This window comes from Emticicia fluvialis (assembly GCF_024793945.1).
GTDB lineage: Bacteria > Bacteroidota > Bacteroidia > Cytophagales > Spirosomataceae > Emticicia > Emticicia fluvialis.
Map to the genome: position 1 here is coordinate 1 of NZ_JANUSD010000006.1, position 25,430 is coordinate 25,430.

Below are 25,430 nucleotides of genomic sequence, written 5' to 3' on the forward strand. Positions count from 1 at the left end.
TAAAGATACGCTGGGTCACCCAAATAAAAAATACAACTAATCATAAATGCTTGCTAGTCAGTTAATTAAAAATATTTCCTGCAAAAATCCAAGCACTTTTTGAAAAACCGAGGAAAACAGGAGACTAACAGCTTCATTTATTCTATCAGTTCGAAGTGTATTATTTTCAAAATGCAATTTTTCGGGAAACATCGAACTAATAACTTGCCGTTTCTTGTCAATATCTGCCGTTTCATAGATATAATCCAACTTTAAAAGATTGTCAATCCCTTTATCAAGCAGGTCTTTAATATTCATATTATTATCAGAAAGTCCGTTGAGTTTAGCTTCCAACTTTTCAACCTTACTGCTGTAATCGGACTTCATTTCTCTAAAATCTTCCGGTTCAATCTGTTTAGAGGATAATAAGTCTCGGGTGTATTATTACTTAGCTTCCATATCCTTTATTATATTTCAACAATTGTTTGGACTTGCTACCCTCAAGTGCACACTGAGTTAAGAGAAACTTTTATAACTTAACACTTAAGGCTGGAGAAAGAAGAGTATTAGACAAGGATATCAAAGTGATGAGCGTTGAACTGAGCAATAGCCGCACAGACCTTGGTTCACTGGAAAAGGAATTGGATATTTCGTCGGTACTTTTATACCGCTGGCGCAGAGAATTGTCTGCCAAACAAAACGGTAGTTTCTCGGGTAATGGAAAAGTTGTATTGAGCCAAAAGGAGCAGGAGTTAGCTCGTTTGAAAAAGGAAGATCGTGAAACCCAAATGGAGCGCGACATTCTAAAAAAGGCTGTAAGCATTTTCTCCAGGATAGATGGCAAATATTCGGGTTCCTAAAGAGCCATCGGAAGCTATTTTCCATTGAGAAAATGTGTAGGTTTTTTTAGGTAATCAGGAGTGTTACACTTTGGGCTGAGCAATGGATTATAGCATACTGCCATTGAAACCCATGCTATTACAGAGAAAGTCAGGGTTATTCAAAGTAAAAGTAAACAATCTTACGAAAGTCCCAGAATCACTCATGAATTGCTTAAGTTGGATATAATGGTACCCTGTCCGATGGTTGCCAGACTGATGAAGAAAGCAAAAATAAGTAGCATTGTTAAAAGAAAATTCCGTGTCACAACACATTCTGAGTACAAATACCCGGTTGTGGGAAATAAGCTTAACAGGCAATTCAAAGTGGACAAAATAGCCACTGCTTAGGTATCTGACATCACCTGCATTAAGACGACCCAAGGCTGGTTATATCTCACCATCAAATTGGATTTAGCCGCCGGGAGAGTAATTGGGTGGGTACTTAGTTCAACAATGAAAGCTATTGATACTGTGATACCTGCATGGAAAATGGCTCATAAAAACAGGAGTATTACAAGTGAATTAATTTTTCATCGCACGGGCGACCCCGTCAGATAAAGGGACAGAATATTGTGGCAATAGGTAGCAACAAGACCGGGTCATCGAAGCGATATCAATTATATTTAGCTACAGAAGATATTGACCATACTAAAACTAAAGCAAAAAGTACTCAAACAAACGGTATTTGTGCCGCAGTGGAACTGAGCGTTTTCAACATACAATTCAGGATAAATTGTATGTGATAGCCTTTCCTAAAAAATGTATCATTCTTTATCAGAGCTACAAAAAGACTTAGATTCCTGGTTAAATCATTACAATACCCAGAGAACTCAGACAGGCAAATATTGCATTGGTAAAACACCAATGCAAACTTTTATAGATAGTTTACAGTTAGCTAAAGACAAACTATTGGACGAGGTCTTTAAAATAAAAACATTAGAAGACAATAAAAAAATGACTGAAGTGCCAATTCAGTCATCTAATCCAGAGTTTAACTGGAATGCTGTTAATATGCTATCAGACAGATAATTTTAGTACCCTTCTTTCAGTTTAAGTCTTATCTATTACAGATCAAATTTCTCTGGACATTATTTTTCGAGTCAATAAAATTCGTATTTCACTTAAAAAGGCAGTAAATATTCTGAGAAAAAGGTACTTTCTATTTGTACAAAGGATTTTAAACAGTTTTATTTTCCCAAAAACAGGCAAATCACTACAATACAATTGTATATTTAGCACCCTCTGCATTCGATTATTAAAAGCAGTTACTACACCTCCTCCAAGTATATATTTTTTTTTCGTTGCCCAGGCATCAAACAAAGCACGAATTAAAATCTGTAATCTTTTAATTTGGCCGGTACACTTTTCAAAAAAAATAAAAGTAATTTCGGCACAATCGTCTTCTTTGTAGCCCTGTTTAAAAAGGTTTTCACGCTGGTCAGCAGTCAAAAAATCATAATACCTTAAACTAGGATTCCAATTGGTCGTTGATACTGCATAACCTCCCAGAAATTCTGCCTTAGCATTATAAAACAATCTTACTTTGGCATTATTGAGGTAATCTAAACTCGTAGTGGTATTACCTGACGCTTTATCATAAGATTGTGCAAAAAATAAAACGTCTAATTGGTTTTCAGCTAATTTACTCTTCATTTTAAAAAAAAATTGATTACCAATTTTTTCAATGAGAGTCTAAGCCAATATTTATTTTATTTATTGCATTTTATGGTAAAACCATGAGTTAAATCACGCCCTATTTCATAAAAACTGACTCAAAATTAATGGTTTGTTCAATACTATCACAACTGCTTTAATGCGAATGGTTTCCTGATCAGCTCAGAGGTTTTTTTTGGGGATAAAATTATACAAAACAGTTCTTTTTCATCAATATTGCGATGCTTTTAACACTTGCAATCTCAGGATCGTTGAAGAGTAGTTTCCCTTTTTTGATAATCCTCTTTTTTAGCGTATTGATTGTGCCAATTTGGTTTTTAAAAGCTGCTGCCAAATCAGAAGATTTCATCTCGGGATGATAGGCAATTTTGCGAATAATTCTTATTTCCTGAACGCTAAAGAATATTTTATTTGTCTCAAAATATAAAGAAGCATTTTTGCGAAGCAAATCCTCTAAGTTAAACATTTTGTCTCCTTTGGTATCTAAGATTCTAGGGAGTAACTCAGAACTTATATCTTCAAGATATGGGTTTGTAACTGTAAATTCATTAAAGTAATGTGTGAGTTCCTGCCGGTTTTTATCGTACCTCCATTGCCAAGGGCTTAAGGCCCGCTTGCATAAAACATAATGACCTTTTGCGTGTTTCAAAGCTATATCAACCACGTATCTCTGTTCCCTGAAACCTACCCTAAAACCCTTATTGCTTACAATTTGAAAAGTTATTTGAGCTAAATGCGTTAAAAACTCTAAATAGCTAGGATGAATAATGCTTAAATATTTTTCAAGACTAAAATCTTGTTCACTATATCCAAGCCATCTTTCAAGTCCATTGATATGCTCAAGTCGATTGTCATTAGCAGAGACAACGAAAAAAAACTTTTCATGCCGTACTACTTCTTTCATTGACTCTATTTCCTGCTGCTGTTCTTCTATACTTACTGCTTCAGGCAGATCGTGATATTTCTTTCGGGTAATAGCCTTTTTAGCATTTTCAATCTGATGGTTTTGTGTTACCGGAGAGAGCATAGTTTTTTGTATCTAAGGTAGGTACAAAAATATAAAAATTTAGAAAAATACTTGTTCCATTTAATAAGTTCTGGTTAACTTTAGGAGAGTGACAAAAAAGATATCTGCTAAATATACTTCTCTAAGATTGTTTAATTTCTGATAGAAATGATATTTGAGATTCGTTTATCTACCAAGGTTCGATTTCGGAGTTGAATTCTGATCCAAAATAAGAATACAAAAAAAGATTATAATATTCTCAGTAAAGTATAATCGCATATAATGCGCCAATAACAACACTAATATAAAAAAGTAAATGAGCTATTTCTTATATGGAGCCAGTGTACAGGGCATACAGGATTTTATATTCCAGACCAACAAACTTAAAGAAATTGGTGGAGCAAGTGAATTAGTGGAGCAAATATGTACCTCAGAATTCTTCAAAGAAGCAGGTATTGATGCCAACGATGAGAATATTATCATCAATGCAGCCGGTAACATTAAATACCTTTTTAATGATGAAAACAAATGCCAGCAGTTAGTCAGAAAATTCCCAAGAGCTATTGCTGAATTTGCTCCGGGAATCACTATTAGCCAGGCCGTTTTTAAGCTTGAAAAGACCGGGAAACTTTCAGATGCCATCAACGCCCTGGAAGAAAGGCTAAAAGCTCAAAGGAACAACCCTCAAAGTCCGGTAGAGATAGGATTTATGGGGTTAGAAAGAGCACGTAGAACAGGTGGGGTAGGAAGAGAATATATTGAAAACGAAGTATATGATGCAAGTAGCAAAAAAAAGATTGATGCATTTGCTAAGTATAGAAAGCAATCTGACTCACTGAATTTAAAATCCTCCCCCAATTTATACCAAAAATTTTTTGGCGCTGACTTGGAAGTTAACAAGATTCCTTTTGATGTTAATCAAATAAATAAGGATTCCTCAAGCCCCTGGCTTGCTGTAATACACGCTGATGGAAACGGATTGGGTAAACTGGTACAGCGATTGAGTAGTAAATTAAAAGAGAAAGACACTGAAGTGGCAAAAAAAGCATTTGCAGTATTTTCAAGACAATTAGATGAGGCTACCCAAATCGCTGCTAAAACAGCCTTTAAAAATCTAAACTTAAATGCATCTAAAGAAGAAAAATATCCGATTCGGCCGATTCTATTAGGAGGGGATGACATCACACTCATCATTAGGGCAGACTTAGCATTCGATTTCACTGTGAACTTTTTACAGGAGTTTGAATATCAGACACAAAAGCGACTGGCATTTCTGAGTACTGATTATGAGATAACCGAATTTAGAAATGGTCTAACAGCATGTGCAGGTATAGCTTACATAAAATACTCATACCCTATTCATTATGGCTTGCATCTGGCAGAAGAACTTACTAAAAAAGCAAAAAAAGCCTCGAAAAGTATCAAAGATCAGAAGTTGCCACCTTCAAGTATTTCATTTTATAAAGTTCATTCTTCTTTTATTGAAGATATAGAAGAGATAGAAAAAAAGACATTGACTGCAGGCAATGTTAGGTTTGACTACGGCCCTTATTTTCTTATGAGAACTAGTGAATTCCCGGAAGTTAAGGATTTATTAAAACTTTTAGCAGTATTAGATGAGCATAGAAATGATAAATCAAAAGGTGTTTCAAAGCTAAGGCAATGGATTTCAGAACTCTATAAAGCTGAATCAACTGCAGATTTTATGCTAAAACGGATAGGGGTGGTTGATGCTAATTTCTACAAGGAAATGGAATTAGACAAGGCAATTGTGAATAATAAAACAATGATTTATGATGTACTACAACTATTCTCATTTTTATAAGGTATGCTAGAAATTCACTATAAAATTAATTTTCTGAGCGATTGGCACATTGGTTCCGGGCTTGCGGGTGGGCCAGAGGCTGATGCTATCGTTCTCAAAGATAAAGACTCTCTGCCATATATATCCGGCAAGACAATCAAAGGGCTTCTTCGTGATACTTTAGAAGATTTAAAGGCGGTGAATAATCCGGAAATTGATATTGAACAGATTTTTGGTGGAAAAGACTCCAATTGTCGCTTCGTAATTAGCTTTTCGAATGCTGAGTTAGTTAATGGAGAAAAAACAGAAATCACCACTAATGAACTCAGTGAATTCCTGTATCGAAATATAGCCTCAACAGCCATTGAAAAAAGCGGAGTAGCTAAGCAAGGTGCCTTACGGGTAATGGAAGTATGTATTCCGCTAGAACTAACAGGTACTATTTCAAATATTAAAGACCTGGCAATGAAAGAAACGCTCCTGCAATGTTTGAAATGGGTAAGGCATTTGGGAGTAAACAGAAACAGAGGCCTTGGGCGATGCAAATTTACTGAGATTCTAAAAACTGAATAAAATGATTGAAATATTATATACCTGCACATTATTGACAGATATCGTTTTGAACTCAAAATTGGCTACTGAGGGCAATATGGAAACCCTGGATTTTATTCCGGGAAGTAACTTCTTAGGCATTGTTGCTGATGGGATTTATACCAACCATAACCCAGATGCTTACGATGTTTTGCATTCTGATAAAGTTTTATTTGGAGATGCCCATATTTCCGATAAGCAAAATTTAAAAAGTTATGCCATGCCTTTGGCGCTGTTTAAAGAAAAGTCAGGCAAAGGTGAAATATGTGTTCCGTATGCTATGAGTGAGGCTATTTTCGAAAAACTCAGAACTGATGGTATTCAGTTAAAGCAGGAACGCAAAGGATACCTTACTGAAACCGGAGTGCTTTTTAATGATGTCAAAAAGAATTTTGCTTTAAAATCGGCTCAGGATAGAGAAACCAGAGGTTCTTTAGACAGCCAGATGTTTGGGGTTAGTTCTTTAGAAAAAGGGCAGACTTTTACGTTTACTATTAAGTATGAGTCGAAGGATTTGCAGGAAAAGGTAGAAGCCTTTCTGAAAGGCCAAAAGCAAATCGGTAAATCAAAAACAGCACAGTTTGGGCAAGTCTTCATTGAACCCATTGATAAGGCATCGACTGTAAACCAGATTCATAATGAAGGCTACCATGTAGTATATGCAGAAAGTAATCTCTGTTTCTTTAATGAATCAGGTCATCCCACATATCAACCCTCTACCAATGATTTAGGAATAGCTGGAGGTAAAATTTGCTGGAAAAAATCCCAGATTAGAACCTATACCTACTCACCATGGAATTTTAAAAGAAATACGCCTAATACCCAAAGACATTGTATTCTAAAAGGCTCAGTTTTCTATGTGGAGGGTGGTTCTATTAGTAATTCTGAAAATGTTGTTGGTGAATATACTAACGAGGGGCTTGGCAGGGTGTTGTATAATCCAGTTTTTTTAAAAGCCAAAAGTGATGGATTATGGGATTTTAACTTAAGTGAGCCTGAGTTGGACAATGCAGATAAAAAGCCTGAAAAAGTTCCGATTAAATCCCTAATTGGGCTATATCTCAAATCCCAAAAAGAAAAAAATAAAACGGAAAACGAAATCGCAAAAGCCGTGCATGACGCAGTTTATGGTAATACTGGTAATGATAACCCAAAAAATGTTAGTCCCAGTCAATGGGGTGCAATCCGAGCAGAAGCCTCAAAAAGCAGTTCGACCAATAAGTTATACCACTGGCTCTTTAGTGAGGATAGTGGTTTTGTAACTAATGGTGTTTCTGCAAAAAAACATTGGAATAAAGATCGTAACAGAGAGAAACTTGAAGCAATAATTAAAGCTAATTGCCATTTGGGAACTGTATTCGTTGCCAGGTATGCTGAAGAAATGGCTAAAAAAGCATCAAAACCAAATAAAGAAGATGACGTATAATCATAGATATATTGCACGGATTATTCTGGAAGCTAAAACAAGCCTTTTTGTTGGCTCGGGCGAGTCATCCTTGCTGAAGGATGCCATTGTTCAGAAAGACCATCTGGGCTTGCCGATGATTCAAGGTACCTCTTTAGCAGGCGTATTAAGCCATTCTTTTTTTGACCAGTATGATCTGGACAAATTTGATAAAGAAAAAGAAGAACTTATCAAACTATGGGGGTATCAGTTGCATGGTAAAGAAAAAGAAGCTTATCAAGCTTATTTCAAGGAGAATTACCCCGACATAAAAGAAGATAAAATACCTGCCGGCTATGGTTCAAGGTTTAAAATAAGCTCTGCTTATATGCTTTATGAAAAAGACAAGGTAGCCGAAGGCTTAGATAAAAGCGATATTGAGTCGGTCTTGTCAAAATTTGAAAGTCTGCCTGCAAGGCAACATGTCAGGATTACAGATAAAGGTGTGTCAGACCCCCGTGGGTTATATAACCATGAAGTAGTCTATGCCGGAACCCGCTTTATTTTTGAAGTAGAACTGATTGGTAACGAATGCGATAAAGATACCTGGACAGAGATGCTTAACCGCTTGTATCAACCTTCATTCAGATTGGGCCAGGGTTCCAGAAAAGGCTTTGGTAGTTTGCAAATTGAAAGAGTTGATCACAGAATTTATAACCTAACAATCGAAAAAGACTTCGAAGATTACCTGAACTTCGACCCATCATTTAATAAGCAGAACGATGGACTTATAGAATTCAAAGCAACACAATCAGATAATTTATCAGGCTATACTCTTGAATTAAAGCCTGACAGTTTTTTTATTTTCAGTGAAGGGGCTGGTGATGCAGAAGTAAATAACCGCCCGGTTATGGAAGAAACTGTTGAGTATCATGAGAATGGGGGAATTTCATTCAATAATAAAACGCTGATACCTGCTTCTTCAATTAAAGGGGCGATAAGCCACAGAGTAGCATTTCATTATAACAAACTTCATAAAAGATGGGCCGGAACTGCTGAGGCAAAAACCAGCGATGACAATGAAGCGGTAATAGCTTTGTTTGGCACTAAAAAGGACGATAAAGAAGGCCAGAGAGGATTCGTGATTATAAATGACATCTATTTCGATGAAGAAGTAATCAATGACAAAATATTCAATCACGTCGCCATTGACCGCTTTACTGGTGGAGCGTTGGAAGGTGCTTTATTTTCAGAAAAAGTATCAGCATTTACATATAAAGAGGCAAGACTAAAAATTGAGATTTATTTGGAAAAAACCGATTTTGAGGATAGCCATATTATAAAGGCTCTGGAGTTAACTCTTGAAGATATTTGCAAAGGGCTTTTGCCGTTAGGTAGCATGATTACCAAAGGCCACGGTATTTTTACCGGTTTATTAAAAAAGGATAAAACAGAAATTTTCAATTATGAAGCTTAACTTACTAACAGATATCCCTGATTACCAATACGAAGGGTATGTGTGGATGTCAGACAAACAAAAACCGGAGGTATTCATGAATAAGCCATTTAATGCAAATGGACACCAGCAAAACCCATTCATTATTGAAGGATTATTGTGGGCTAAAAAAGAAAAGGTATCCATACATATCAGGCACACGGGTAAGTATCTAATCCATAAGTATGAAATGAATGACCAAGACTTATCTGAGGATATTAATCAATATTTAGCCCATAAAATTGAAGGTATCAAAAAACTTAAGTTTAAACAAGTATGGGAGCCTGAGAAAGACCCTTTTTGTGAAGATATGGAAGTATTGAAAATGAAAGCGTTGGTATTTATCGGTTTTGAATCTGAAAACACTAAATAATTATGGTAAAGTCACCTTATAATTTTGTTCCGGCACCTGAAGAAGGAGAAGTATTTACGCCTGAATGGGCTGCATTAGTGAGTCATGACGTTCCATTTGAAGATGGTGAAAGCGGAGAAATAACCGTGAAAATCACCGCTGAAACGCCGATTTTTATTAGGAATGGCCATGCGGAAGGCAAGGATGAAAATGAATTTTGTCATGTGGGTGATGGAGAAAATAAGAAGTATTTTATACCCGGCAGCTCTATTAAAGGAATGCTTCGTAATGTATTGGAGATTATGAGTTTTTCACGGATGAAGCAGGTAGCAGATGACAGATATGCATTCAGAGACTTAACAAGAAATAGTCTCTATATGCGGTCTTATAAAAGCCAAGAGGTTAAGGCTGGATGGCTGCATCAGTTATCAAATGGCGATTGGCGAATTGAAGAGTGTGAAAGTATGGCATTTATAAGCCATGTTGAACTCGCTAAAGCCCCCTTCAATATGGGTTTTAGAAACGAATTTCTTAATAAAAGTCCAGCTGATAAAAGTAAGAATGCCGTATACAAATATCAAAAAATTGAAAACCAAAGTCTTAACTATAGCTTTAGGGTTATAATTGACAGGCGCAATTCTAATAAACCAACGGCTGAATTTGATGAAATTGGTATTCAAGGCACTTTGGTTTTCACTGGCCAGTCTGGCAAACGTCAAGAAGATGGAAAACGCCATTCCGGAAAAATAAATGAATTTGTTTTCTTTGATAATCCAAATCCAACTATGATTGATGTGAGTGAAAAACAGATTAAGGATTTTAAGTTTATCTATCTTGACCACGACAGCAAGAACATATCAACCGACTGGGAATTCTGGAAAAGTAAATTAGAAAATAATCAACGAATACCCATTTTTTATTCTAAAGATAGTCAAGGGAAACTCAAACATTTCGGATTGGCATTCATGTATAAATTACCATTTGAATATAGTATACATGAGATAAAACCTATTGCCGGTTATAATAAAGGAGGTGTCGATTTAGCAGAGCTCATTTTTGGATACTCTAAAAATAAAGAGTCATTAAAAGGCCGGGTGATGATTTCTCATGCTTTTTCTGAAAATGCAGTACCCTTAGAATTGAGAAGAGAAATATTTGGTAGTCCTAAAGCCTCTTATTATCCATTCTACCTAAAACAATTTAAAACAGCGCATGACGGTAAAACCGAATACTATACCTATCAAAATAATGAAAGTTCGCTAAGGGGATACAAAAGGTATCCAACCCAAAAGGGGATTCCGACAGGATTATTTGATGCTAGGTATTCTGAAGAACAAAGAAAGAACTTTACGGTTTTTTCAAGTTTTATTCCATTAAAAGAAGGAACTGAATTTACGTGTAAAATTCGATTTCATAATTTAAAAAAAGCCGAAATAGGTGCTCTCATTTCAAGCCTTACGTTTCATGGTGATACCAATCAATACTCACATTCTTTGGGCGCAGCAAAGCCTTTCGGCTATGGTAAAGTGAAAGTCAAAATAGTGAAATATCAAGACCTTAAATTCGATGCCTCTGAATACCTGAAATCATTTGAAGATTTAATAGGTGAGGATAAACTGTTTTCAGAGCCTGTCAGACAATTGTTGGCGATGGCTTCTGCCAATGAAAACCTGAGCTATCCTAAATTGGAGGAGTTTGTAACCATAAAAAACAATGAGGAGACTATCAGCAATTATAGTACTTCGCATATAAATGCAATTTCAATTACCAGAAAGCTGCAAAAAGAAAAGAAAAGAGAGGAGTTAAGTATGGATTATGACTTATCGGGAATATTGAGTTTCAGAGAATTGAGAAACAAAATTAAAGCGGATTTTGAAGATGAGGTGCCAGCTGGAATAAAACAGGCAATTTATGAATGCATTAAAAGAGTTTTTGATGAGAAAGAAACAAAAAAAGCATTCAGAGATAAAAAAATCCTGGATAATCCCTGGCAATTACCAATCTCTATCTGGCTTGGCCCAGAGCAGGCAAAAGCATTATATGATGAACTAACCAAACCATGATACAATACAAGATTACGCATTCAGAAAATTGGAATTTATTAGAGTTTGAATTAGCTCAGAATATACAACCTGCAGATTTGAAGAAAATAACACTGCCAGATTTGAAGGACTTCTATAATAAAGGGGTCGTCATTTCTGGTCGTGGGCCTGTGTGGCTTTATGGGGTGCTGATTCATCATTTTCATCCGACTCGTTTTATTGCCACTTTTGAACCCCGCCTGAATGCAGGGGTTGTGATTGAAACACATGAAACTGAATTTCAAATAGGGAATTTGATACAATTATAATCATAAAATGATACAGCTATGAGTAAGGAATTTTACCATTTTATTATACACAAATACTCATCCAAAATATCAATCTGGATAGGAGTATTTGTGTTTTTTGTTATCATTCTAGCCATAATAAATAAGAGAAATAATTTATGTTCTCCTGATGGCTGGTGGTCAGACGTAATTGACCCTGTAATTACAATATTCGGACTTGTAATGCCTGTTTTATTGTGGGTTTTTCTGTTGAAAAATGAATGGGAAGAAAACCTGGATAAGAAATTGACGGTTCATTTTAAACTCAAGGATTACTACGTGATGTCATGTTTTGAAGTGTATCTTTCAAGTGCTTCTGATATACGTAACTGGGGCCAGCAAATCGGGCAGCAAATGAACAGTGGAATGATTTCGTTTTATCCTTATCTGAGCCAGAAAGGGCCAGAAATAAAGGTAGACCAACATAAGAAGAAGTCCTATTTGCTTTATGAGCTCACAATTTATTTAAAATCTGACGAAAGTGGCAAGTATATTCCCATAGCAAAGGGAGCTTCGGAGCTTAATCCGGATGAATATAAAATATGGTTTGACCTTGACAGTGAAATTGCTGGTTATGAAACGTTAATTCTAAAGCCGCAGAAAGTACTGCCCACCTTAGAGGAAGTTAAGGCAGAACACTTCCGAAGGAAACTTTAACAATAATATATGTCAAGTCAAATAATCCCCTCCATTCTGGTAAGATTCCTGGAGTACGAGCTTCGGCCTGACCAGATACAGGATTTTAAAACACAAATTAATAAAATTGTAGATGGGCAGGTGGCCGAGTTTCATAACCATATTGATAATAGCCAGCAAACCCGGCTTGGTTATCCGTACGTACAGTATCGTTCTATTAAAACCCTAATGCAGAACGATAGAGGCGATATGCGAAACTTTCATCTTGCCGGATTGTTCGGTGTTGCCGATGGCGTTGAGATAATTCTTGATTTGCTCAACCGGATTTATCAGACAGGCAAACCTAAAAGTTTATACCATTTTGAGGTAGAAGAATATCAGACATCGGTTATGATGACCCAAACCCCGCAAAAATATAAAATCAATCATTGGCTGCCGCTTAATACGGTTTTCAGAAAAGAGGAGAACCAAAAAACCGATAATTACGGAAAGTGGAAATCTGAAATGAAAATGACAGACAGAGTGCTCTTTTTAGAAAGTATTGTGGCAGGGCATATCAAAGATTTTTGCAGTGAAATAGGCTTTAGAATACCAGACAGGCAATTGTCGGTAAGCCTGTTGGATTACCGCACCCTGGGTAAAATAAAGTACCCTAACAACGACCACCACGATGTACGATACGAGGCCTTTGATGTAATTTATGAGGCCAATATTCAATTGCCCGAATACCTGGGCATAGGTAAAGGCAAGAGCAAGGGCTTTGGCTGGCAAACCACAACTGAACACCATCAATTGATTGACCCGCAACGGTTGAAAGACTACCAAAAACAAAAACAACAAAAAAACTGGCAGCAGAGCGGCTAAACTCAGATTAACTGCCCTTTTACCTACCGGCAATTGATTATTTTAGGTAATTGTATTGTGCTTATGGCTTTAAATACCGAAAATATTAAGTATTTCAGAACCCTGAAGAACGGACTGTTGAGAGCCCGAACTGTTGAGAAAATGTCTCGTTTGCTTGGGGTTGAATTAAGAATACTTGATTTTCTGGCGGTAGAACCATCATACGATGAATTTGATGTACCTAAGAAATCAGGAGGTTTCAGGCACATCGAAGACCCTGACGATGCACTTAAAGAAGTGCTCAGGTTACTCAATGATTATCTTCACAGAATTAGAACAAGAGTGGCAGATAAACTGCTTGGAGCCGGCCTTGAGCGAATTCAATATTCAGTATTTGCAGGGCCTCTTACTGATACGCAAAAAATTAAACTGTTGGTGGACATGGAAAAAATACTAGGAGAACTGCCCAAGAGTAATTTTTTATTGATACCACTCAGCCCGAAAAACATTGAAAATGCCTGTCATTTTGGAGAGGTTCCTCCTGATTGGGAATACCTTCTCGGGAAAAGGCTCACACTTTTTTTATAATTGCAAATTTAGGGCAAATGCATAATTTACGTAATTATAAAAACAACCAAATAAGTAGTATCTTGTTGACTATAAATGTATTATAACCCATTAAGGGTAGAAATGAAGACCTTTTCAAGATAGGATTACGACAATCATGCTTGGGAATGTTGAAGCGATTACTTTGTAGAAATGAAGACCTTTTCAAGATAGGATTACGACAGTCCATTTAATAACTGTGTGATGTTCAGTTTGTAGAAATGAAGACCTTTTCAAGATAGGATTACGACAGTCTCATGCTCTACAACATTGCAAAGCACTGAGTGTAGAAATGAAGACCTTTTCAAGATAGGATTACGACCGTTGAAACCTATCAATTGGAGTTAGTTTCTGTACTGTAGAAATGAAGACCTTTTCAAGATAGGATTACGACATCTGAAGCCAGAAGCTGAAGAGTTATTTCCTCTGTAGAAATGAAGACCTTTTCAAGATAGGATTACGACTTAACAATGTCAAATATTGAAGAATTTCTAAATATGTAGAAATGAAGACCTTTTCAAGATAGGATTACGACTTCAAAGAAGACGTTGCCCAAATACGACCAAAACTGGGTAGAAATGAAGACCTTTTCAAGATAGGATTACGACCCTACTGCCTTACCCAGTACTAAATCTTTGGTAGAAATGAAGACCTTTTCAAGATAGGATTACGACCCTACTGCCTTACCCAGTACTAAATCTTTGGTAGAAATGAAGACCTTTTCAAGATAGGATTACGACTACGTCTTTTTCAAGCGAGATTTTTTTGCCTCTGGTAGAAATGAAGACCTTTTCAAGATAGGATTACGACACTTTCTTTAGTCTGAAAGGTTTCTAAAACTTGTGTAGAAATGAAGACCTTTTCAAGATAGGATTACGACAATAACATTAACCTTTGCCTCGTAATCGTTTAATCTGTAGAAATGAAGACCTTTTCAAGATAGGATTACGACAACAAGTCAACTAAATACCTTTCGATATTCCCGTGTAGAAATGAAGACCTTTTTGAGATAGGATTACGAAATTGTTTACAGAAGTAATTAGATGTGCCATTTTTGTAGAAATGAAGACCTTTTCAAGATAGGATTACGACTATACGTCGGCTGCCGGCACTCCTTTTCTGATTGTAGAAATGAAGACCTTTTTGAGATAGGATTACGACTTTATTAAATCCAACACTTGCACCAACTCTCATAGAAGTAGAAACGAAGACCTTTTTGAGATAGGATTACGACATCAGGCAGAACAACATTAGCGTCTAACGGTTGGTAAAAACGAAGACCTTTTTGAGATAGGATTACGACTCCAAAAACAAAAGTAGATAACTTCCGTTGGAGTAGAAATGAAGACCTTTTTGAGATAGGATTACGACACTACAACAATTGACTTAGCAGCAGAGTCTAGTTTAGTAGAAATGAAGACCTTTTCAAGATAGGATTACGACCATTGTGCTCATCGCAGATGCCGACGATTTCATGGGTAGAAATGAAGACCTTTTCAAGATAGGATTACGACATGATCCATCACACGCTCGCTAAGGACAGCATAAAGTAGAAATAAAGACCTTTTCAAGATAGGATTACGACTTAAACCGAACCATCCAGCACCATACTCATACTTTGTAGAAATGAAGACCTTTTTAAGATAGGATTATTTTTTGCTGTAACTTTATATCACTTCATAAATGGTATTTTACTTTAAATTTCTTTGCTATGATTATGCTTTGTGTTTCAACTGAACAAAATACCACTAACCTTATACCGGCTATTCAGCTCACTGAAATTGATACGGTAGTAATTATTGAATCAGCAAAAGCCGAAATGAAGCATTGGTCGTTTGGGATGATAGAGGTTTTGAAAAAAAGAAAGATTAAGACCGATAAAATTGCCCTGAAAGCCGGTGATGGAAATGGAGGTGAAGACACCCAGGTGGAGTGGATTGTAATGAAAATAAATAAATATCTGGAGCAAAATATTAAGCCTGCAGATCCCATTTACTGGAATATCGGCGGGGGGCTCAAGCCTTTCATCCTTGCCATGTATCAATGCTTTATTCAAAGAAATGGGCGGCTTGATAAAATATGCTATACTAACCCATTTAATTCTAAACCAAGTATTGATTTTATACAAAACCTTAACGGAACACAAATTAGCAGCAGTAGTATCATTGATGTCGATTTGAATGCCTACGAAATTATAGCAACCTATGGTTTGAAAATTAGTAGTGCAAGGCAATTTTACAGCAAGAAAGAGCCAAAAACTATTGATTCATTTCCTGACTATTTTAGATTTAAAGAATTTAGGAATTATGTTTTTGAATTACCGAAAGCAAGAATTGTTGATTTAACAGAAGATATTGATTTAGAAGACCTGGCAGATATTTTTAATGATCCACAAAAGTATGCTTTTTTTATAGACTCCATTAAAAATGAATTATACAAGCGCTTTAGTAAGGAAAGTGTTAGTAAGCAAGAAATTAAATCTGCACATGAGGCCATGCTTGCTGGAACAAACATAAAGCAACAACATTTTTTTGAAGGCGAAAAAATGAACAAATTTGTTGATTATCTGCGCTCGTTCATGATAAAAACAAAAGATGATTTTCATAATTCTCTTTTCGCCAAAACAATTAATTATCAAAATAAAGTTAATGAAATTGACATAAAAAATGAAGAATTACATACCCAATTAAATGCTAAAAGCATTAGGGTTGATGATACTCTTTTGAAAACACTGGGATTTAATAGTGGTGCAAGGTATTTTGAAGGTATAATTGAAAAAAGGGTGTATGAATTTTTAAAATCAAACAATCATAAAATCATAGAAGCATTTTCTAATGTAAGCGTTGCCAGCAACGATACTTTAATTGCCGAGTATGATGTCCTTTTGCTTACTAATCATGGTACAGTCATTGCTCTTGAAGCCAAAACCTTTGATTTTACACAAAAAGATATGGATGCAAGACAATTTAACCTTGAAAAAGCATCAAGTAGAATAGTAGAAATGTATATTGTATTTCCGTATGACCCGGAAGACTTTAATGAAGCCAATTTCCCCGGAAAACTTGCGGATTTACCTTTTAAATTAAAGGAAAGAAATATGAATTTTCTGGTTATTGCCGATAGTGTCAACAGTAAAGACTTCCGGGTTAATCGTGTAAATAATAAATTAGCAGAAGTCGATAACGGCGGGCTTCAAATAAACAAACTGGAAAGCCTTTTTGATAAATTAAGTAAGTAAAGATGTTTTAAGTTTTATAAACGACTAGTCCTAAAAGAGCGATACAGGCTTAATAATATGTCAAGTCCTGAATTAGGTTGACAGGTTTTATTGTGATAAAATTGTTTAAGAATTTTATATCTCGTCCTGAAATAAGTTAACAAATTTAAGTCCGAGTATTTAACTGAAGGCCATCCGATAAATAATCAATTGGATGGCCTTTATTTATTATATTGACCACCTGAACAGCAACCGTGTAGCCTAAAAAGCCAACAAATTTGAATACCAAAATAAAGAAAAGGAAAGTAAGTCTAAATGTAAAGAATTAGCCTTAGCGCAAGGACTTATAATGCGAGTATAGGGCGGTTTAATTTACAGTCTCGTCACGGCTTTTTATCTACTCTTTCAAAACTCCAACTGGCCTTACATTTTTGCCTTCTTTTTTCTGCAAGGCATCGCCTAAATCTTCGCGTGCCACATCAGCGACCTTTAGCAACTCGGCCACAATTTCGGGGTGCTGCAATTTTACATCGTATTCCTCACCTGCATCGCGTCTCAGGTCATATAATGCCAACTGAACCGAAATGATTCCATACTTGCCTGCAAAGCCGTTATTACCCGGCAAAACGCCCTCATAAGAACGTTCATATTGGTGTGGCAACATCAGTTTCCAATTGTCTCGTCGTACGGCTCTTAACTCGTTAAATGCATAATAATAATAGAAGTATTTGCGGGGACTTTCAGTAACGTTACCTTTCATTAAAGATAAAATCTCAACACCATCAATTTTCTGATCCGGTAGCTTCGTGCCACAGATTCTTGCCAGCGTAGGAAAAATGTCTAGCGTAGAAGTAAGCTGGTTACAGATTAAACCCTCAGGGATGGTGCCTTTCCAGCGCATCAGGCAGGGTACGCGCTGCCCTCCTTCAAAAACAGTACCTTTCCCTTCTCTCAATCCTCCTGTAGAGCCTCCATGGTTGCCAAAGTTAATCCATGGGCCATTGTCGCTCGTAAATATCACCAAAGTGTTTTTATCCAGACCATTTTCTTTCAGGGTTTTCATTATTTGCCCTATCGACCAGTCAATTTCCATCATCACATCGCCATACATACCCTGTTTGCTTTTACCTTTAAACCTGGCAGATACCCCTAGCGGAACGTGGGTCATAGAGTGGGGCAAATACAAAAAGAAAGGCTTGTTGCGGTTTTTCTTAATAAAGCCAACTGCTCTTTCGGTATACAGGGTAGTCAGTTTGTCTTGACCGGCCAGGTCATTGATGGTTTCCTTGGTATCATTGTTTTCTATTAAAGGTAAAGCAGGGTAGGTTTGCTTTCTGTAATCGTTTTCATTAGTTATAGGTTTACCGTCATAATCAACCGGCCACATATCGTTAGAATACGGAATACCCAGATACTCATCAAAACCCTGCTGCAACGGCAAAAATTGTTTATGATGCCCTAAATGCCATTTACCGAAAATACCAGTGGCATAACCCTTTTGTTTGAGCATTTCGGCAATGGTTACTTCATCGGTATGAAGCCCGATTTTCTGGGAAGGATCCAAAGCCCCGGCTATACCTACCCTGTTTGGGTAGCAGCCTGTCAGCAATGCTGCCCTGGACGCGCTGCAAACCGCCTGCGCGGCCAGAAAATTGGTAAAACGGATACCCTCCATTCCTAATTTATCCAGATTGGGAGTCTGGTAACCTAAGGCTCCGGTGCTGGTCAAGTCTCCATAGCCCATGTCATCCATAAAAATCAGCACAATGTTAGGGGATGATACAGCAGCCGGTTTTTTCCATGAACTGGCTCCCAGCAAAAAGGTAAATGCCAGTAAAAGAATCAGGTTAAGTCTCATGTTCGTAGTGTTTTTATGAAACAGCACATGCAAATAAAAAAATAACAGCCAATTTTTCAAATGGCTGTTATAGATATTATAGAGGTATAGATTACTGTAGTTTCAAGTCGAAGATTTTATCTGTAAAAATCCACTTTTCACCCGGCTTTGCAACAGGCAGGGCCTGCTGATACTTCCACATCAGGGTTTCCCATTCCTGCACTTTGGCATTAGTGGCATCCATTTCGGCTTTCCGTTCAAAAGAGAAATCATCCTTTGTTTCCATAATCATAAACAGGCGGTTACTGATGCGGTAAATTTCCATGTCCATAATTCCCGCCTCTCTTATACTCGCTGCTATTTCCGGCCAAATCCGTTCATGATATACCTCATATTCGGCTATCAGCGCGGGGTCATCCTTCAAATCAAGTGCCAGGCAAAATCTTTTCATCTTATATCAGGGCTCTGTCTAAATGTACATAACCCCCATCTACATGAATCAACTGACCAGTAGTATGGCTCGAGCGCTCCGATAACAGAAATACCACCATGTTGGCAATTTCCTCGGCGGTGGTCATACGATTCCCTAAAGGTATTTTCTCAGTAATTTTCTGCAAAGTCTCTTCCGGGTTTGGCAGGGTCTTTATCCACTTTTCATACAACGGTGTGTAGCATTCTGCCACAATCACCGAGTTCACCCTGATACCATATTTCAGCAACTCAACGGCCCATTCACGGGTTAGGGCGTTGCGTCCTCCATTGGCAGCCGCATAGGCAGATGTACCTCCCTGCCCGGTCTCTCCGGTTTTTGAGCCGATATTCACAATGCTACCTTTGCTTTTCTTCAACTCTGGCAGGGCATAGTGGGCAATCAGATAATAATGCACCAGATTTTTGTGTATTGATGCCATAAAGGCTTCATAGCTGCCGTTTTCCAGATTCACGCCATCGTTTACACCTGCATTATTTACCAGGCCGTCAATGCGGCCAAACTTGGCTATCACCTGTGCTACTGCATTTTTACATGCTTCGGGTTCGTTCAGTTCAGCGCCAACCTGAAAACCATTACCGCCAATGGCATCCAGCGTTTTCTGATTATCAGCTTCATTACGGCCAATAATTACAGGTATTGCTCCTTCATTGGCCAGAACCTTCACAATGCCTTCGCCAATTCCCTTGGCGCCACCGGTTACTATGATTACTTTATCTTTTAAATCGAGATTCATTTGATTCAGTTTTTTGAATAGTCTACTGCTACTTGTTTTTGGGTTCCCAGTCCATCAATTCCCAGTTCAACCACGTCGCCGGCTTTCAGGTAACGTGGCGGTTTAAAGCCCAGACCCACCCCGAAAGGTGTACCGGTTGAAATAACATCGCCCGGTAGTAAAGTCATGAACTGGCTCAGGTAATGAATCAGGAACGGAATTTTAAAAATCATGTCGTCAGTGCTGGAGTTTTGTAGTTTTTCTCCGTTCACTGTCAGCCATAATGGTAAGTTGTGTGGATTTTCTATTTCATCTTTAGTAGCGAGGAAAGGCCCCAGTGGAGCAAAAGTGTCTGCACTTTTGCCTTTCACCCATTGTCCGCCTCTTTCTATCTGAAATTCTCTTTCTGAGTAATCGTTGTGCAAAGCATAACCGGCCACGTAGTCTAATGCTTCTTCTTCAGAAACGTACGAAGCCTTTTTACCAATAACAACCGCCAGTTCAACCTCCCAGTCTGTTTTTACCGAGTTTTTCGGAATAATCACCTTATCGTAGGGGCCGCAAAGCGCGGTGGTAGATTTAAAGAAAATAATGGGTTCTTTCGGAATCGGTGCGTTTGTCTCTTCAGCATGCTTGGCATAGTTAAGGCCTATACAAACAATTTTTGAAGGGCGCGCAATGCAAGAGCCAATGCGCACATCAGCAGGTACTTTCGGGCAGCTGTCTGCATTGGCTTCTACCCATGCGGCCAGACGCGCCAACCCATCGGTACCGAAAAACTTCTCGGTATAGTCTTCTTCAAACGCTGAAACATCAATCCGGGTGCCATCTACTAGCTCAACACCTGGTTTTTCCTGCTCAAACTCACCAAAACGAAATATTCTCATAATCAAAATTTTTTATCTGTATTTACAAAAATTCATATTACAAATTCACCCCTCTTTTCCAGGGCATGAAATCGTCCTGACCCAGCTGCTGGGCCTTTGTCTGATAGGCACCGCTGGCAAGGCCAATGCAATATTCAAGTAATGCTTCAGCGGTCTGCTCAATGGTTTTTTCACCGGTTATGATTTCGCCACAATCAAAATCAATTATATCAGACATCTTTTTTGCCAACTGGGTATTGGTTGAAACCTTTACAACCGGACAAACCGGGTTACCCGTTGGTGTCCCTAAACCAGTTGTAAACAATATAATTGTAGCGCCAGAGGCCGCCTTACCTGTGGTGGCAAGTACGTCGTTACCAGGCGTACAAACCAGATGCAAGCCTGGCTCTTTAGCTAGTTCGGTATAATTCAATACATCAACAATCGGAGCAGTTCCTCCTTTTTTGGCAGCCCCTGCCGACTTGATGGCATCGGTAATCAAGCCGTCTTTTATGTTTCCTGCCGATGGGTTCATGTCAAAACCAGCGCCAACGGCTTCTGCTTTTGCAGCATAGTCGCGCATCAGGTATTCAAACTTCTCGGCTTTTTCTGTGGTTATGCAGCGGTTAATCAGTTCCTGCTCTACACCACACAGTTCAGGGAATTCGGCCAGATAGGTTGTACCGCCCAAAGCCACCACGAGGTCAGACAAATGACCCAGCACCGGATTGGCCGATATACCCGAGAAGCCATCAGAACCGCCACATTTTAAACCAATATTCAGTTTGGTAAGCGGGGCCGGCTCACGCGTCAGCTTATTGGCTTCAATTAAGCCTTTAAATGTCTCTTTAATTGCTGCCGACATCATGTCGAACTCCGTACCGTAAGCCTGTTGTTCAAATAACAGCACAGGTTTATCAAAATCAGGGTTACGTTTTTTGATTTCGTCCATCAAATCGGTAAACTGGGTTTTCTGGCAGCCCAGGCTCAATACAGTTATACCGGTTACGTTAGCATTATTGGCATAAGCAGCAAAAAGTGCCGCCAGTATTTCAGAATCCTGGTTGTTTTCACCACAGCCCGACTCATGTGTCAAAAACTTGATACCATCCAGATTCGGGAATAAACGGTTATCTGCTATGGAAGCCCCGTTTACGGCCTGATTATAGCTATCAACGCTGGAAGAATCACCTTTCTGATGCAGATGCACCAAATCTTCTACCTGGCGCAGATAAATATCCGGAAAAGCATAACCCAGCGCCTTGTCAAACGCTTCTTTCAGTTTTAGTATATTGCGGTTTTCGCAGAATACCAAAGGTACTACCAGCCAGTAATTGGCTGTACCCACCTGTCCGTCTGAACGATGGTAGCCCATAAAAGTTCGGTCTTTCCACTTCGACACATCAGGAGCCTGCCAGTCTGTCTGAGGCACTCTTTTGTTTACAGAGTACGCTTCCGACTCATGCTTCAGGTTAAAAGTAGTTATCTGTTCTCCACGTTTAATAGGCTGTGTAGCTTTCCCAACCAATACACCATACATGGTTACGTGGTCTCCTGCATTTAAATCCTCCGTTACAAATTTGTGCTTGGCTGCTATAGAACGTGGTAATACGTAATTTTCTCCTTCAAAATCTATACACTCTCCCGCTTCCAGATTCCGAAGCGCTACTATCACATTATCAGAAGGATTTACTTTCAGAACTTTATGTTGCATATACTAATTTGTGAATTAAATAATATCTTACAAAAATACAATTCATTCTTTTGTTTTTTTTATGAAATGTTATACACTTTTGATGAAATATTATCAACTTTACATCTTCAGGCGCATAATGTTAACATTATATCAATAATCAGTGCAGGCAGTACTTCGTAAAGTTAATATTTCGGCAGATTATTCATTCGTTTCCCGTAAGGACAAACTACCTGTTCTTTATGACAAATGGCATTTCCATCCTGAGCTTGAGCTCACCTATATTATAGAAAGTAAGGGTACCCGTTTTGTGGGCGACAGCATTGAAGAATTTGCTGAGGGCGATATGGTTTTACTGGGTGCCTACCTACCGCATGTATGGCGGAACGATGTGGGTTACTATGCCGAGGGCTCAGACCTGAAAGCCGTGGCAATGGTGGTGCAGTTTTTACCCGATTGTTTCGGTAAGGATTTCCTGCACCTGAAAGAAATGGAAAACATCAACCGGCTTATCGAAAAATCGAAGCGGGGCTTAAAGATTTCAGGCATCACCAAAGCCCATGTATTGGCCTTGTTTTCTCAGCTGGTTGAAAACCAGAATGGCGTGCAGCGTATCAGCCTTTTGTTACAGATGCTTGAATTAATAGCCAATTCTGATGAGCTCGACTTCCTGAGCAGCGAAGGCTTTGTTGAGTCTTACCATCGTTTCGGTGCCGATACCATCAACCGGATTTATGAATTTACGCTTTCACATTTTAATGGTAAAATTCTGATTGAAGAAGCCGCCACAATTGCCAATATGTCGGTACCTAATTTTTGCCGCTATTTTAAAAACCGTACTCAAAAAACCTACATACAGTTTCTAACCGAGGTACGCATTGGCTATGCCTGCCGTATGTTGATAGAAAACAAAAAGAGCATTCAGCAGATTGCTTTCGACTGCGGCTTTCATAATCTTTCTAATTTCAACCGTTCTTTCCGCTTGCTAAAAAAACAAAAACCTACCGATTACCGGCAGGTTTTTGGGGGGTTAAAATCCTGATTTTATTATTTCAGTGAATTTATCCAGGTAGCAATTTTTAAGGCATCCTCTTTAGGTACCTGTGGCATAGGAGGCATCTCGGTAGCGTAATCAGGCCAGTTTTTAGGATTCGGCTTTGCAATTAAACCCACAATTTTGGTATCTGAATAATTGCGTTTGGCTACGTCTTTAAAGGCAGGGCCTACCTGGCGTTTATCTGTTTGATGACAGGCAACGCAAGTATGTTTCTGCAATAATGGTTTTATTTCGTCATAAGTCGGCACCACTTTTTTGGCAGGGGTTTTGGCTGTTCTGTCGTCAGGTGTTACCAGTTTTTCAGCTTTTACGCTTGTTCCGGTTACTGGCAGATTAGCAGGGCGAACCAAATGGCCTGTCAGCTTTTCACCAGCCGGAATATTATTAAGTGTATAAAACGCAGTATTGTGCAGCAAACCTTTGCTTTCAGCATCTTTTACACCATCGGCTTTTATTTCATGTATAAAATGGTCTCTCAGGCCTTCCACCAACAATCTTACTTTCAATCCGTCTTCCGACACTTTCAGACCTTTTACATTCAGAAACTTCTCGCCTACTGTCGGGCTGCCATATACCGGATGATACTTGTAAATAAAACTGCGTACCTGATAATTTTTAAAATCGGCAGCGGTAGCTTTGTTTACGGGTTTGGTAAACTCAATTTCAAAACCATCAGGCATTGCTCTTACGGCTTTCATTTCAAAAGGTGTTTTGCCCGTCCAGACAAGACGTTCTACTCCGGCAGTTGTATTTCCGGCCGAACCCCATCCACGGTTGGTTTCCCCTAGAAATAATGAGCCGTCTTTGCCCCAGGTCATACGTAAAATACCAGACTGAAAGCCCTCACGGAACATGAAAGAAGCGCCCTGGTATTCGCCGTTTACTTTTTCAATAAACACTCTTGAGATATTACTCTTACCCTGGTCGCCAACAAAAAGCTGCCCTGCAAATGGCCCGAAGCCCCCTGCAGTTTCATCTTTCAGTATTTCAGAGGTAGAAATCCCCAGCACACCGTGCGGCAACCACACGGCAGGTGTTTTCAGTTCAGGAATATCCTTTTTCAGTTCAAAAAGATACACGCCTCTTTCGTTTTCAATGTTTTCGGGCTTTATGTAATAGCCATTGGCATCTTTGTCTCTTCTTGGGTTCACTTTGGCAAACAATTGCTCTGCCGTCAACTTCACCGGCGATGCCGGGTCGCTTGTCCAGCGTAAACCTGCCGGATGCCCCATAAAATCGCCTTTGTTAACCTGAGCAATAAACCCAGAACCCATCCAGTCTCCCTGGTTGTCGCCATACCAGAACTCCCCGTCAATCATACCAATACCACACGGAGACCGCATACCAGTGGCATAAGGCTCTATTTTGCCGTCTTCGGTAATTCTTACTGCCCAGCCTCTCCAGGGTACTCGGCTTTCGCCTCTCCACCATTCTTCATCACCAAAAGCTACGTTGCCGGTAACAATCATTGAGCCATCCGGTAAAAATTTAGGGCCGTAGCTGTATTCATGATAATGGCCTGAAATCGGCAAAGTTGCTATGGTTTCATATACATCTGCTTTGCCATCACCGTTTTTGTCAATCAGTTTGGTCAATTCGCCTCTTTGTGCACAATAAAAGGCTCCGTTTCTGTAAACCAGACCCAGAATCTCGTGTAAACCACTGGCAAATTTCTTAAAATAAGGTATAGCCGTACCTGCCATTGAGGGGTTGCTAACTACCCAGATATCTCCCCTGCGTGTGGCAAGCGCTATGTCTCCATTGGGCAAAGTAGTAATACCGCCCACTTCAAGCAGCATGTTTTCTGGCACAGGAAGCGTAATGATGCGGTAATATTCATTTTCGGCGGTATTCTGCGCCCATGCAGCAGACATTATAGCCACCGAAAAAAGGATTGTTTTAAATATTTTCTTCATGCTTATAGAATTTTAAAGCC

At 38.6% G+C, this 25,430-nt stretch carries 24 protein-coding genes and 1 CRISPR repeat array; of the genes, 15 read left to right on the forward strand and 9 right to left on the reverse strand.

Annotated features, from left to right (window positions below):
• Positions 1–57 precede the first annotated feature (57 nt).
• Positions 58–366, reverse strand: coding sequence for a hypothetical protein (locus NZ848_RS08275; protein ID WP_259015098.1), 309 nt, complete (start codon positions 364–366; stop codon positions 58–60).
• A 200-nt stretch (positions 367–566) separates the two neighbouring features.
• On the opposite strand from NZ848_RS08275, the gene NZ848_RS08280 reads away from it, so the two are divergent.
• The 3 genes from NZ848_RS08280 to NZ848_RS21565 all read left to right on the forward strand — a co-directional run bounded on the left by NZ848_RS08280 (position 567) and on the right by NZ848_RS21565 (position 1,889).
• The gene (locus NZ848_RS08280; protein ID WP_259015099.1) at positions 567–839 is read left to right on the forward strand and encodes a hypothetical protein; all 273 of its coding nucleotides are present in this window, start codon (positions 567–569) and stop codon (positions 837–839) included.
• Between the two features lie 117 nt (positions 840–956).
• Positions 957–1,208: an IS3 family transposase gene (locus NZ848_RS21560; protein WP_390890873.1), complete on the forward strand. Its 252-nt coding sequence runs from the start codon at positions 957–959 to the stop codon at positions 1,206–1,208.
• A gap of 411 nt (positions 1,209–1,619) precedes the next feature.
• Positions 1,620–1,889: a hypothetical protein gene (locus NZ848_RS21565; protein ID WP_390890870.1), complete on the forward strand. Its 270-nt coding sequence runs from the start codon at positions 1,620–1,622 to the stop codon at positions 1,887–1,889.
• A gap of 42 nt (positions 1,890–1,931) precedes the next feature.
• Here the strand turns inward: NZ848_RS21565 and NZ848_RS08290 are convergent, their stop codons facing one another.
• Entirely contained in the window at positions 1,932–2,513 is a 582-nt protein-coding gene (locus tag NZ848_RS08290; protein WP_259015100.1) for a hypothetical protein, read from the reverse strand.
• Positions 2,514–2,721: 208 nt separating this feature from the next.
• Complete coding sequence (locus NZ848_RS08295) at positions 2,722–3,561, reverse strand: hypothetical protein (RefSeq protein ID WP_259015101.1); 840 nt, start codon at positions 3,559–3,561, stop codon at positions 2,722–2,724.
• Between the two features lie 295 nt (positions 3,562–3,856).
• Between NZ848_RS08295 and NZ848_RS08300 the strand changes: the two genes are divergently transcribed.
• The 11 genes from NZ848_RS08300 (at position 3,857) to NZ848_RS08350 (ending at position 16,857) form a co-directional block, all read left to right on the forward strand.
• Positions 3,857–5,365 carry a Cas10/Cmr2 second palm domain-containing protein gene (locus NZ848_RS08300; RefSeq protein WP_259015102.1) on the forward strand — a complete coding sequence of 503 codons (1,509 nt, stop codon included), beginning with the start codon at positions 3,857–3,859 and terminating at the stop codon, positions 5,363–5,365.
• A 3-nt stretch (positions 5,366–5,368) separates the two neighbouring features.
• Entirely contained in the window at positions 5,369–5,917 is a 549-nt protein-coding gene (locus NZ848_RS08305; RefSeq protein WP_259015103.1) for an RAMP superfamily CRISPR-associated protein, read from the forward strand.
• A gap of 1 nt (position 5,918) precedes the next feature.
• On the forward strand, positions 5,919–7,361 hold the full coding sequence (locus NZ848_RS08310) for a hypothetical protein (protein WP_259015104.1): 1,443 nt from the start codon (positions 5,919–5,921) through the stop codon (positions 7,359–7,361).
• Positions 7,351–8,796 (forward strand): RAMP superfamily CRISPR-associated protein, encoded by a 1,446-nt coding sequence (locus NZ848_RS08315; protein WP_259015105.1) that lies wholly within the window; start codon positions 7,351–7,353, stop codon positions 8,794–8,796. Before NZ848_RS08310 ends, NZ848_RS08315 begins: the two co-directional genes overlap by 11 nt.
• Positions 8,786–9,187: a TIGR04423 family type III CRISPR-associated protein gene (locus NZ848_RS08320; RefSeq protein WP_259015106.1), complete on the forward strand. Its 402-nt coding sequence runs from the start codon at positions 8,786–8,788 to the stop codon at positions 9,185–9,187. Before NZ848_RS08315 ends, NZ848_RS08320 begins: the two co-directional genes overlap by 11 nt.
• Before the next feature lie 2 nt (positions 9,188–9,189).
• Positions 9,190–11,229: a TIGR03986 family type III CRISPR-associated RAMP protein gene (locus tag NZ848_RS08325; protein WP_259015107.1), complete on the forward strand. Its 2,040-nt coding sequence runs from the start codon at positions 9,190–9,192 to the stop codon at positions 11,227–11,229.
• Complete coding sequence (gene crn3 / locus NZ848_RS08330; protein WP_259015108.1) at positions 11,226–11,516, forward strand: CRISPR-associated ring nuclease Crn3/Csx3; 291 nt, start codon at positions 11,226–11,228, stop codon at positions 11,514–11,516. The genes NZ848_RS08325 and crn3 overlap by 4 nt, the downstream gene beginning before the upstream one ends.
• 18 nt (positions 11,517–11,534) lie before the next feature.
• The gene (locus NZ848_RS08335) at positions 11,535–12,191 is read left to right on the forward strand and encodes a hypothetical protein (RefSeq protein ID WP_259015109.1); all 657 of its coding nucleotides are present in this window, start codon (positions 11,535–11,537) and stop codon (positions 12,189–12,191) included.
• A 9-nt stretch (positions 12,192–12,200) separates the two neighbouring features.
• Entirely contained in the window at positions 12,201–13,034 is an 834-nt protein-coding gene (locus NZ848_RS08340) for a CRISPR-associated endonuclease Cas6 (RefSeq protein WP_259015110.1), read from the forward strand.
• 141 nt (positions 13,035–13,175) lie between these two features.
• Entirely contained in the window at positions 13,176–13,601 is a 426-nt protein-coding gene (cas2, locus tag NZ848_RS08345) for a CRISPR-associated endonuclease Cas2 (protein ID WP_259015111.1), read from the forward strand.
• A gap of 96 nt (positions 13,602–13,697) precedes the next feature.
• A CRISPR array of direct repeats spans positions 13,698–15,275; the repeat unit is 36 nt; unit sequence GTAGAAATGAAGACCTTTTCAAGATAGGATTACGAC.
• 55 nt (positions 15,276–15,330) lie between these two features.
• Entirely contained in the window at positions 15,331–16,857 is a 1,527-nt protein-coding gene (locus tag NZ848_RS08350) for a hypothetical protein (RefSeq protein WP_259015113.1), read from the forward strand.
• 376 nt (positions 16,858–17,233) lie between these two features.
• On the opposite strand, the gene NZ848_RS08355 is transcribed toward NZ848_RS08350, so the two are convergent.
• From NZ848_RS08355 to NZ848_RS08375, 5 genes are all read right to left on the reverse strand, one after another.
• Positions 17,234–18,694: a sulfatase family protein gene (locus NZ848_RS08355; protein ID WP_259015114.1), complete on the reverse strand. Its 1,461-nt coding sequence runs from the start codon at positions 18,692–18,694 to the stop codon at positions 17,234–17,236.
• A 91-nt stretch (positions 18,695–18,785) separates the two neighbouring features.
• Positions 18,786–19,124, reverse strand: coding sequence for an L-rhamnose mutarotase (locus NZ848_RS08360; protein ID WP_259015116.1), 339 nt, complete (start codon positions 19,122–19,124; stop codon positions 18,786–18,788).
• Position 19,125: 1 nt separating this feature from the next.
• Entirely contained in the window at positions 19,126–19,899 is a 774-nt protein-coding gene (locus tag NZ848_RS08365) for an SDR family oxidoreductase (RefSeq protein ID WP_259015118.1), read from the reverse strand.
• A 5-nt stretch (positions 19,900–19,904) separates the two neighbouring features.
• Positions 19,905–20,765: a fumarylacetoacetate hydrolase family protein gene (locus NZ848_RS08370; protein ID WP_259015119.1), complete on the reverse strand. Its 861-nt coding sequence runs from the start codon at positions 20,763–20,765 to the stop codon at positions 19,905–19,907.
• A 37-nt stretch (positions 20,766–20,802) separates the two neighbouring features.
• A complete protein-coding gene (locus NZ848_RS08375) occupies positions 20,803–22,458 on the reverse strand; it encodes a UxaA family hydrolase (RefSeq protein ID WP_259015120.1) in 1,656 nt (551 codons plus the stop codon).
• Between the two features lie 142 nt (positions 22,459–22,600).
• Here NZ848_RS08375 and NZ848_RS08380 point away from each other — a divergent pair, with 142 nt between their 5' ends.
• Complete coding sequence (locus NZ848_RS08380; RefSeq protein WP_259015121.1) at positions 22,601–23,479, forward strand: AraC family transcriptional regulator; 879 nt, start codon at positions 22,601–22,603, stop codon at positions 23,477–23,479.
• 5 nt (positions 23,480–23,484) lie between these two features.
• On the opposite strand, the gene NZ848_RS08385 is transcribed toward NZ848_RS08380, so the two are convergent.
• The gene (locus tag NZ848_RS08385) at positions 23,485–25,410 is read right to left on the reverse strand and encodes a c-type cytochrome (protein WP_259015122.1); all 1,926 of its coding nucleotides are present in this window, start codon (positions 25,408–25,410) and stop codon (positions 23,485–23,487) included.
• Positions 25,411–25,430 lie beyond the last annotated feature (20 nt).

Excerpts from the sequence above, each read along its gene's own strand:
- NZ848_RS08275 (WP_259015098.1), bottom strand. The coding sequence starts at position 366 with ATGAAGTCCGATTACAGCAGTAAGGTTGAAAAGTTGGAAGCTAAACTC.
- NZ848_RS08280 (WP_259015099.1), top strand. The coding sequence starts at position 567 with ATGAGCGTTGAACTGAGCAATAGCCGCACAGACCTTGGTTCACTGGAA.
- NZ848_RS21565 (WP_390890870.1), top strand. The coding sequence starts at position 1,620 with ATGTATCATTCTTTATCAGAGCTACAAAAAGACTTAGATTCCTGGTTA.
- NZ848_RS08290 (WP_259015100.1), bottom strand. The coding sequence starts at position 2,513 with ATGAAGAGTAAATTAGCTGAAAACCAATTAGACGTTTTATTTTTTGCA.
- NZ848_RS08295 (WP_259015101.1), bottom strand. The coding sequence starts at position 3,561 with ATGCTCTCTCCGGTAACACAAAACCATCAGATTGAAAATGCTAAAAAG.
- NZ848_RS08300 (WP_259015102.1), top strand. The coding sequence starts at position 3,857 with ATGAGCTATTTCTTATATGGAGCCAGTGTACAGGGCATACAGGATTTT.
- NZ848_RS08305 (WP_259015103.1), top strand. The coding sequence starts at position 5,369 with ATGCTAGAAATTCACTATAAAATTAATTTTCTGAGCGATTGGCACATT.
- NZ848_RS08310 (WP_259015104.1), top strand. The coding sequence starts at position 5,919 with ATGATTGAAATATTATATACCTGCACATTATTGACAGATATCGTTTTG.
- NZ848_RS08315 (WP_259015105.1), top strand. The coding sequence starts at position 7,351 with ATGACGTATAATCATAGATATATTGCACGGATTATTCTGGAAGCTAAA.
- NZ848_RS08320 (WP_259015106.1), top strand. The coding sequence starts at position 8,786 with ATGAAGCTTAACTTACTAACAGATATCCCTGATTACCAATACGAAGGG.
- NZ848_RS08325 (WP_259015107.1), top strand. The coding sequence starts at position 9,190 with ATGGTAAAGTCACCTTATAATTTTGTTCCGGCACCTGAAGAAGGAGAA.
- crn3 (WP_259015108.1), top strand. The coding sequence starts at position 11,226 with ATGATACAATACAAGATTACGCATTCAGAAAATTGGAATTTATTAGAG.
- NZ848_RS08335 (WP_259015109.1), top strand. The coding sequence starts at position 11,535 with ATGAGTAAGGAATTTTACCATTTTATTATACACAAATACTCATCCAAA.
- NZ848_RS08340 (WP_259015110.1), top strand. The coding sequence starts at position 12,201 with ATGTCAAGTCAAATAATCCCCTCCATTCTGGTAAGATTCCTGGAGTAC.
- cas2 (WP_259015111.1), top strand. The coding sequence starts at position 13,176 with ATGTCTCGTTTGCTTGGGGTTGAATTAAGAATACTTGATTTTCTGGCG.
- NZ848_RS08350 (WP_259015113.1), top strand. The coding sequence starts at position 15,331 with ATGATTATGCTTTGTGTTTCAACTGAACAAAATACCACTAACCTTATA.
- NZ848_RS08355 (WP_259015114.1), bottom strand. The coding sequence starts at position 18,694 with ATGAGACTTAACCTGATTCTTTTACTGGCATTTACCTTTTTGCTGGGA.
- NZ848_RS08360 (WP_259015116.1), bottom strand. The coding sequence starts at position 19,124 with ATGAAAAGATTTTGCCTGGCACTTGATTTGAAGGATGACCCCGCGCTG.
- NZ848_RS08365 (WP_259015118.1), bottom strand. The coding sequence starts at position 19,899 with ATGAATCTCGATTTAAAAGATAAAGTAATCATAGTAACCGGTGGCGCC.
- NZ848_RS08370 (WP_259015119.1), bottom strand. The coding sequence starts at position 20,765 with ATGAGAATATTTCGTTTTGGTGAGTTTGAGCAGGAAAAACCAGGTGTT.
- NZ848_RS08375 (WP_259015120.1), bottom strand. The coding sequence starts at position 22,458 with ATGCAACATAAAGTTCTGAAAGTAAATCCTTCTGATAATGTGATAGTA.
- NZ848_RS08385 (WP_259015122.1), bottom strand. The coding sequence starts at position 25,410 with ATGAAGAAAATATTTAAAACAATCCTTTTTTCGGTGGCTATAATGTCT.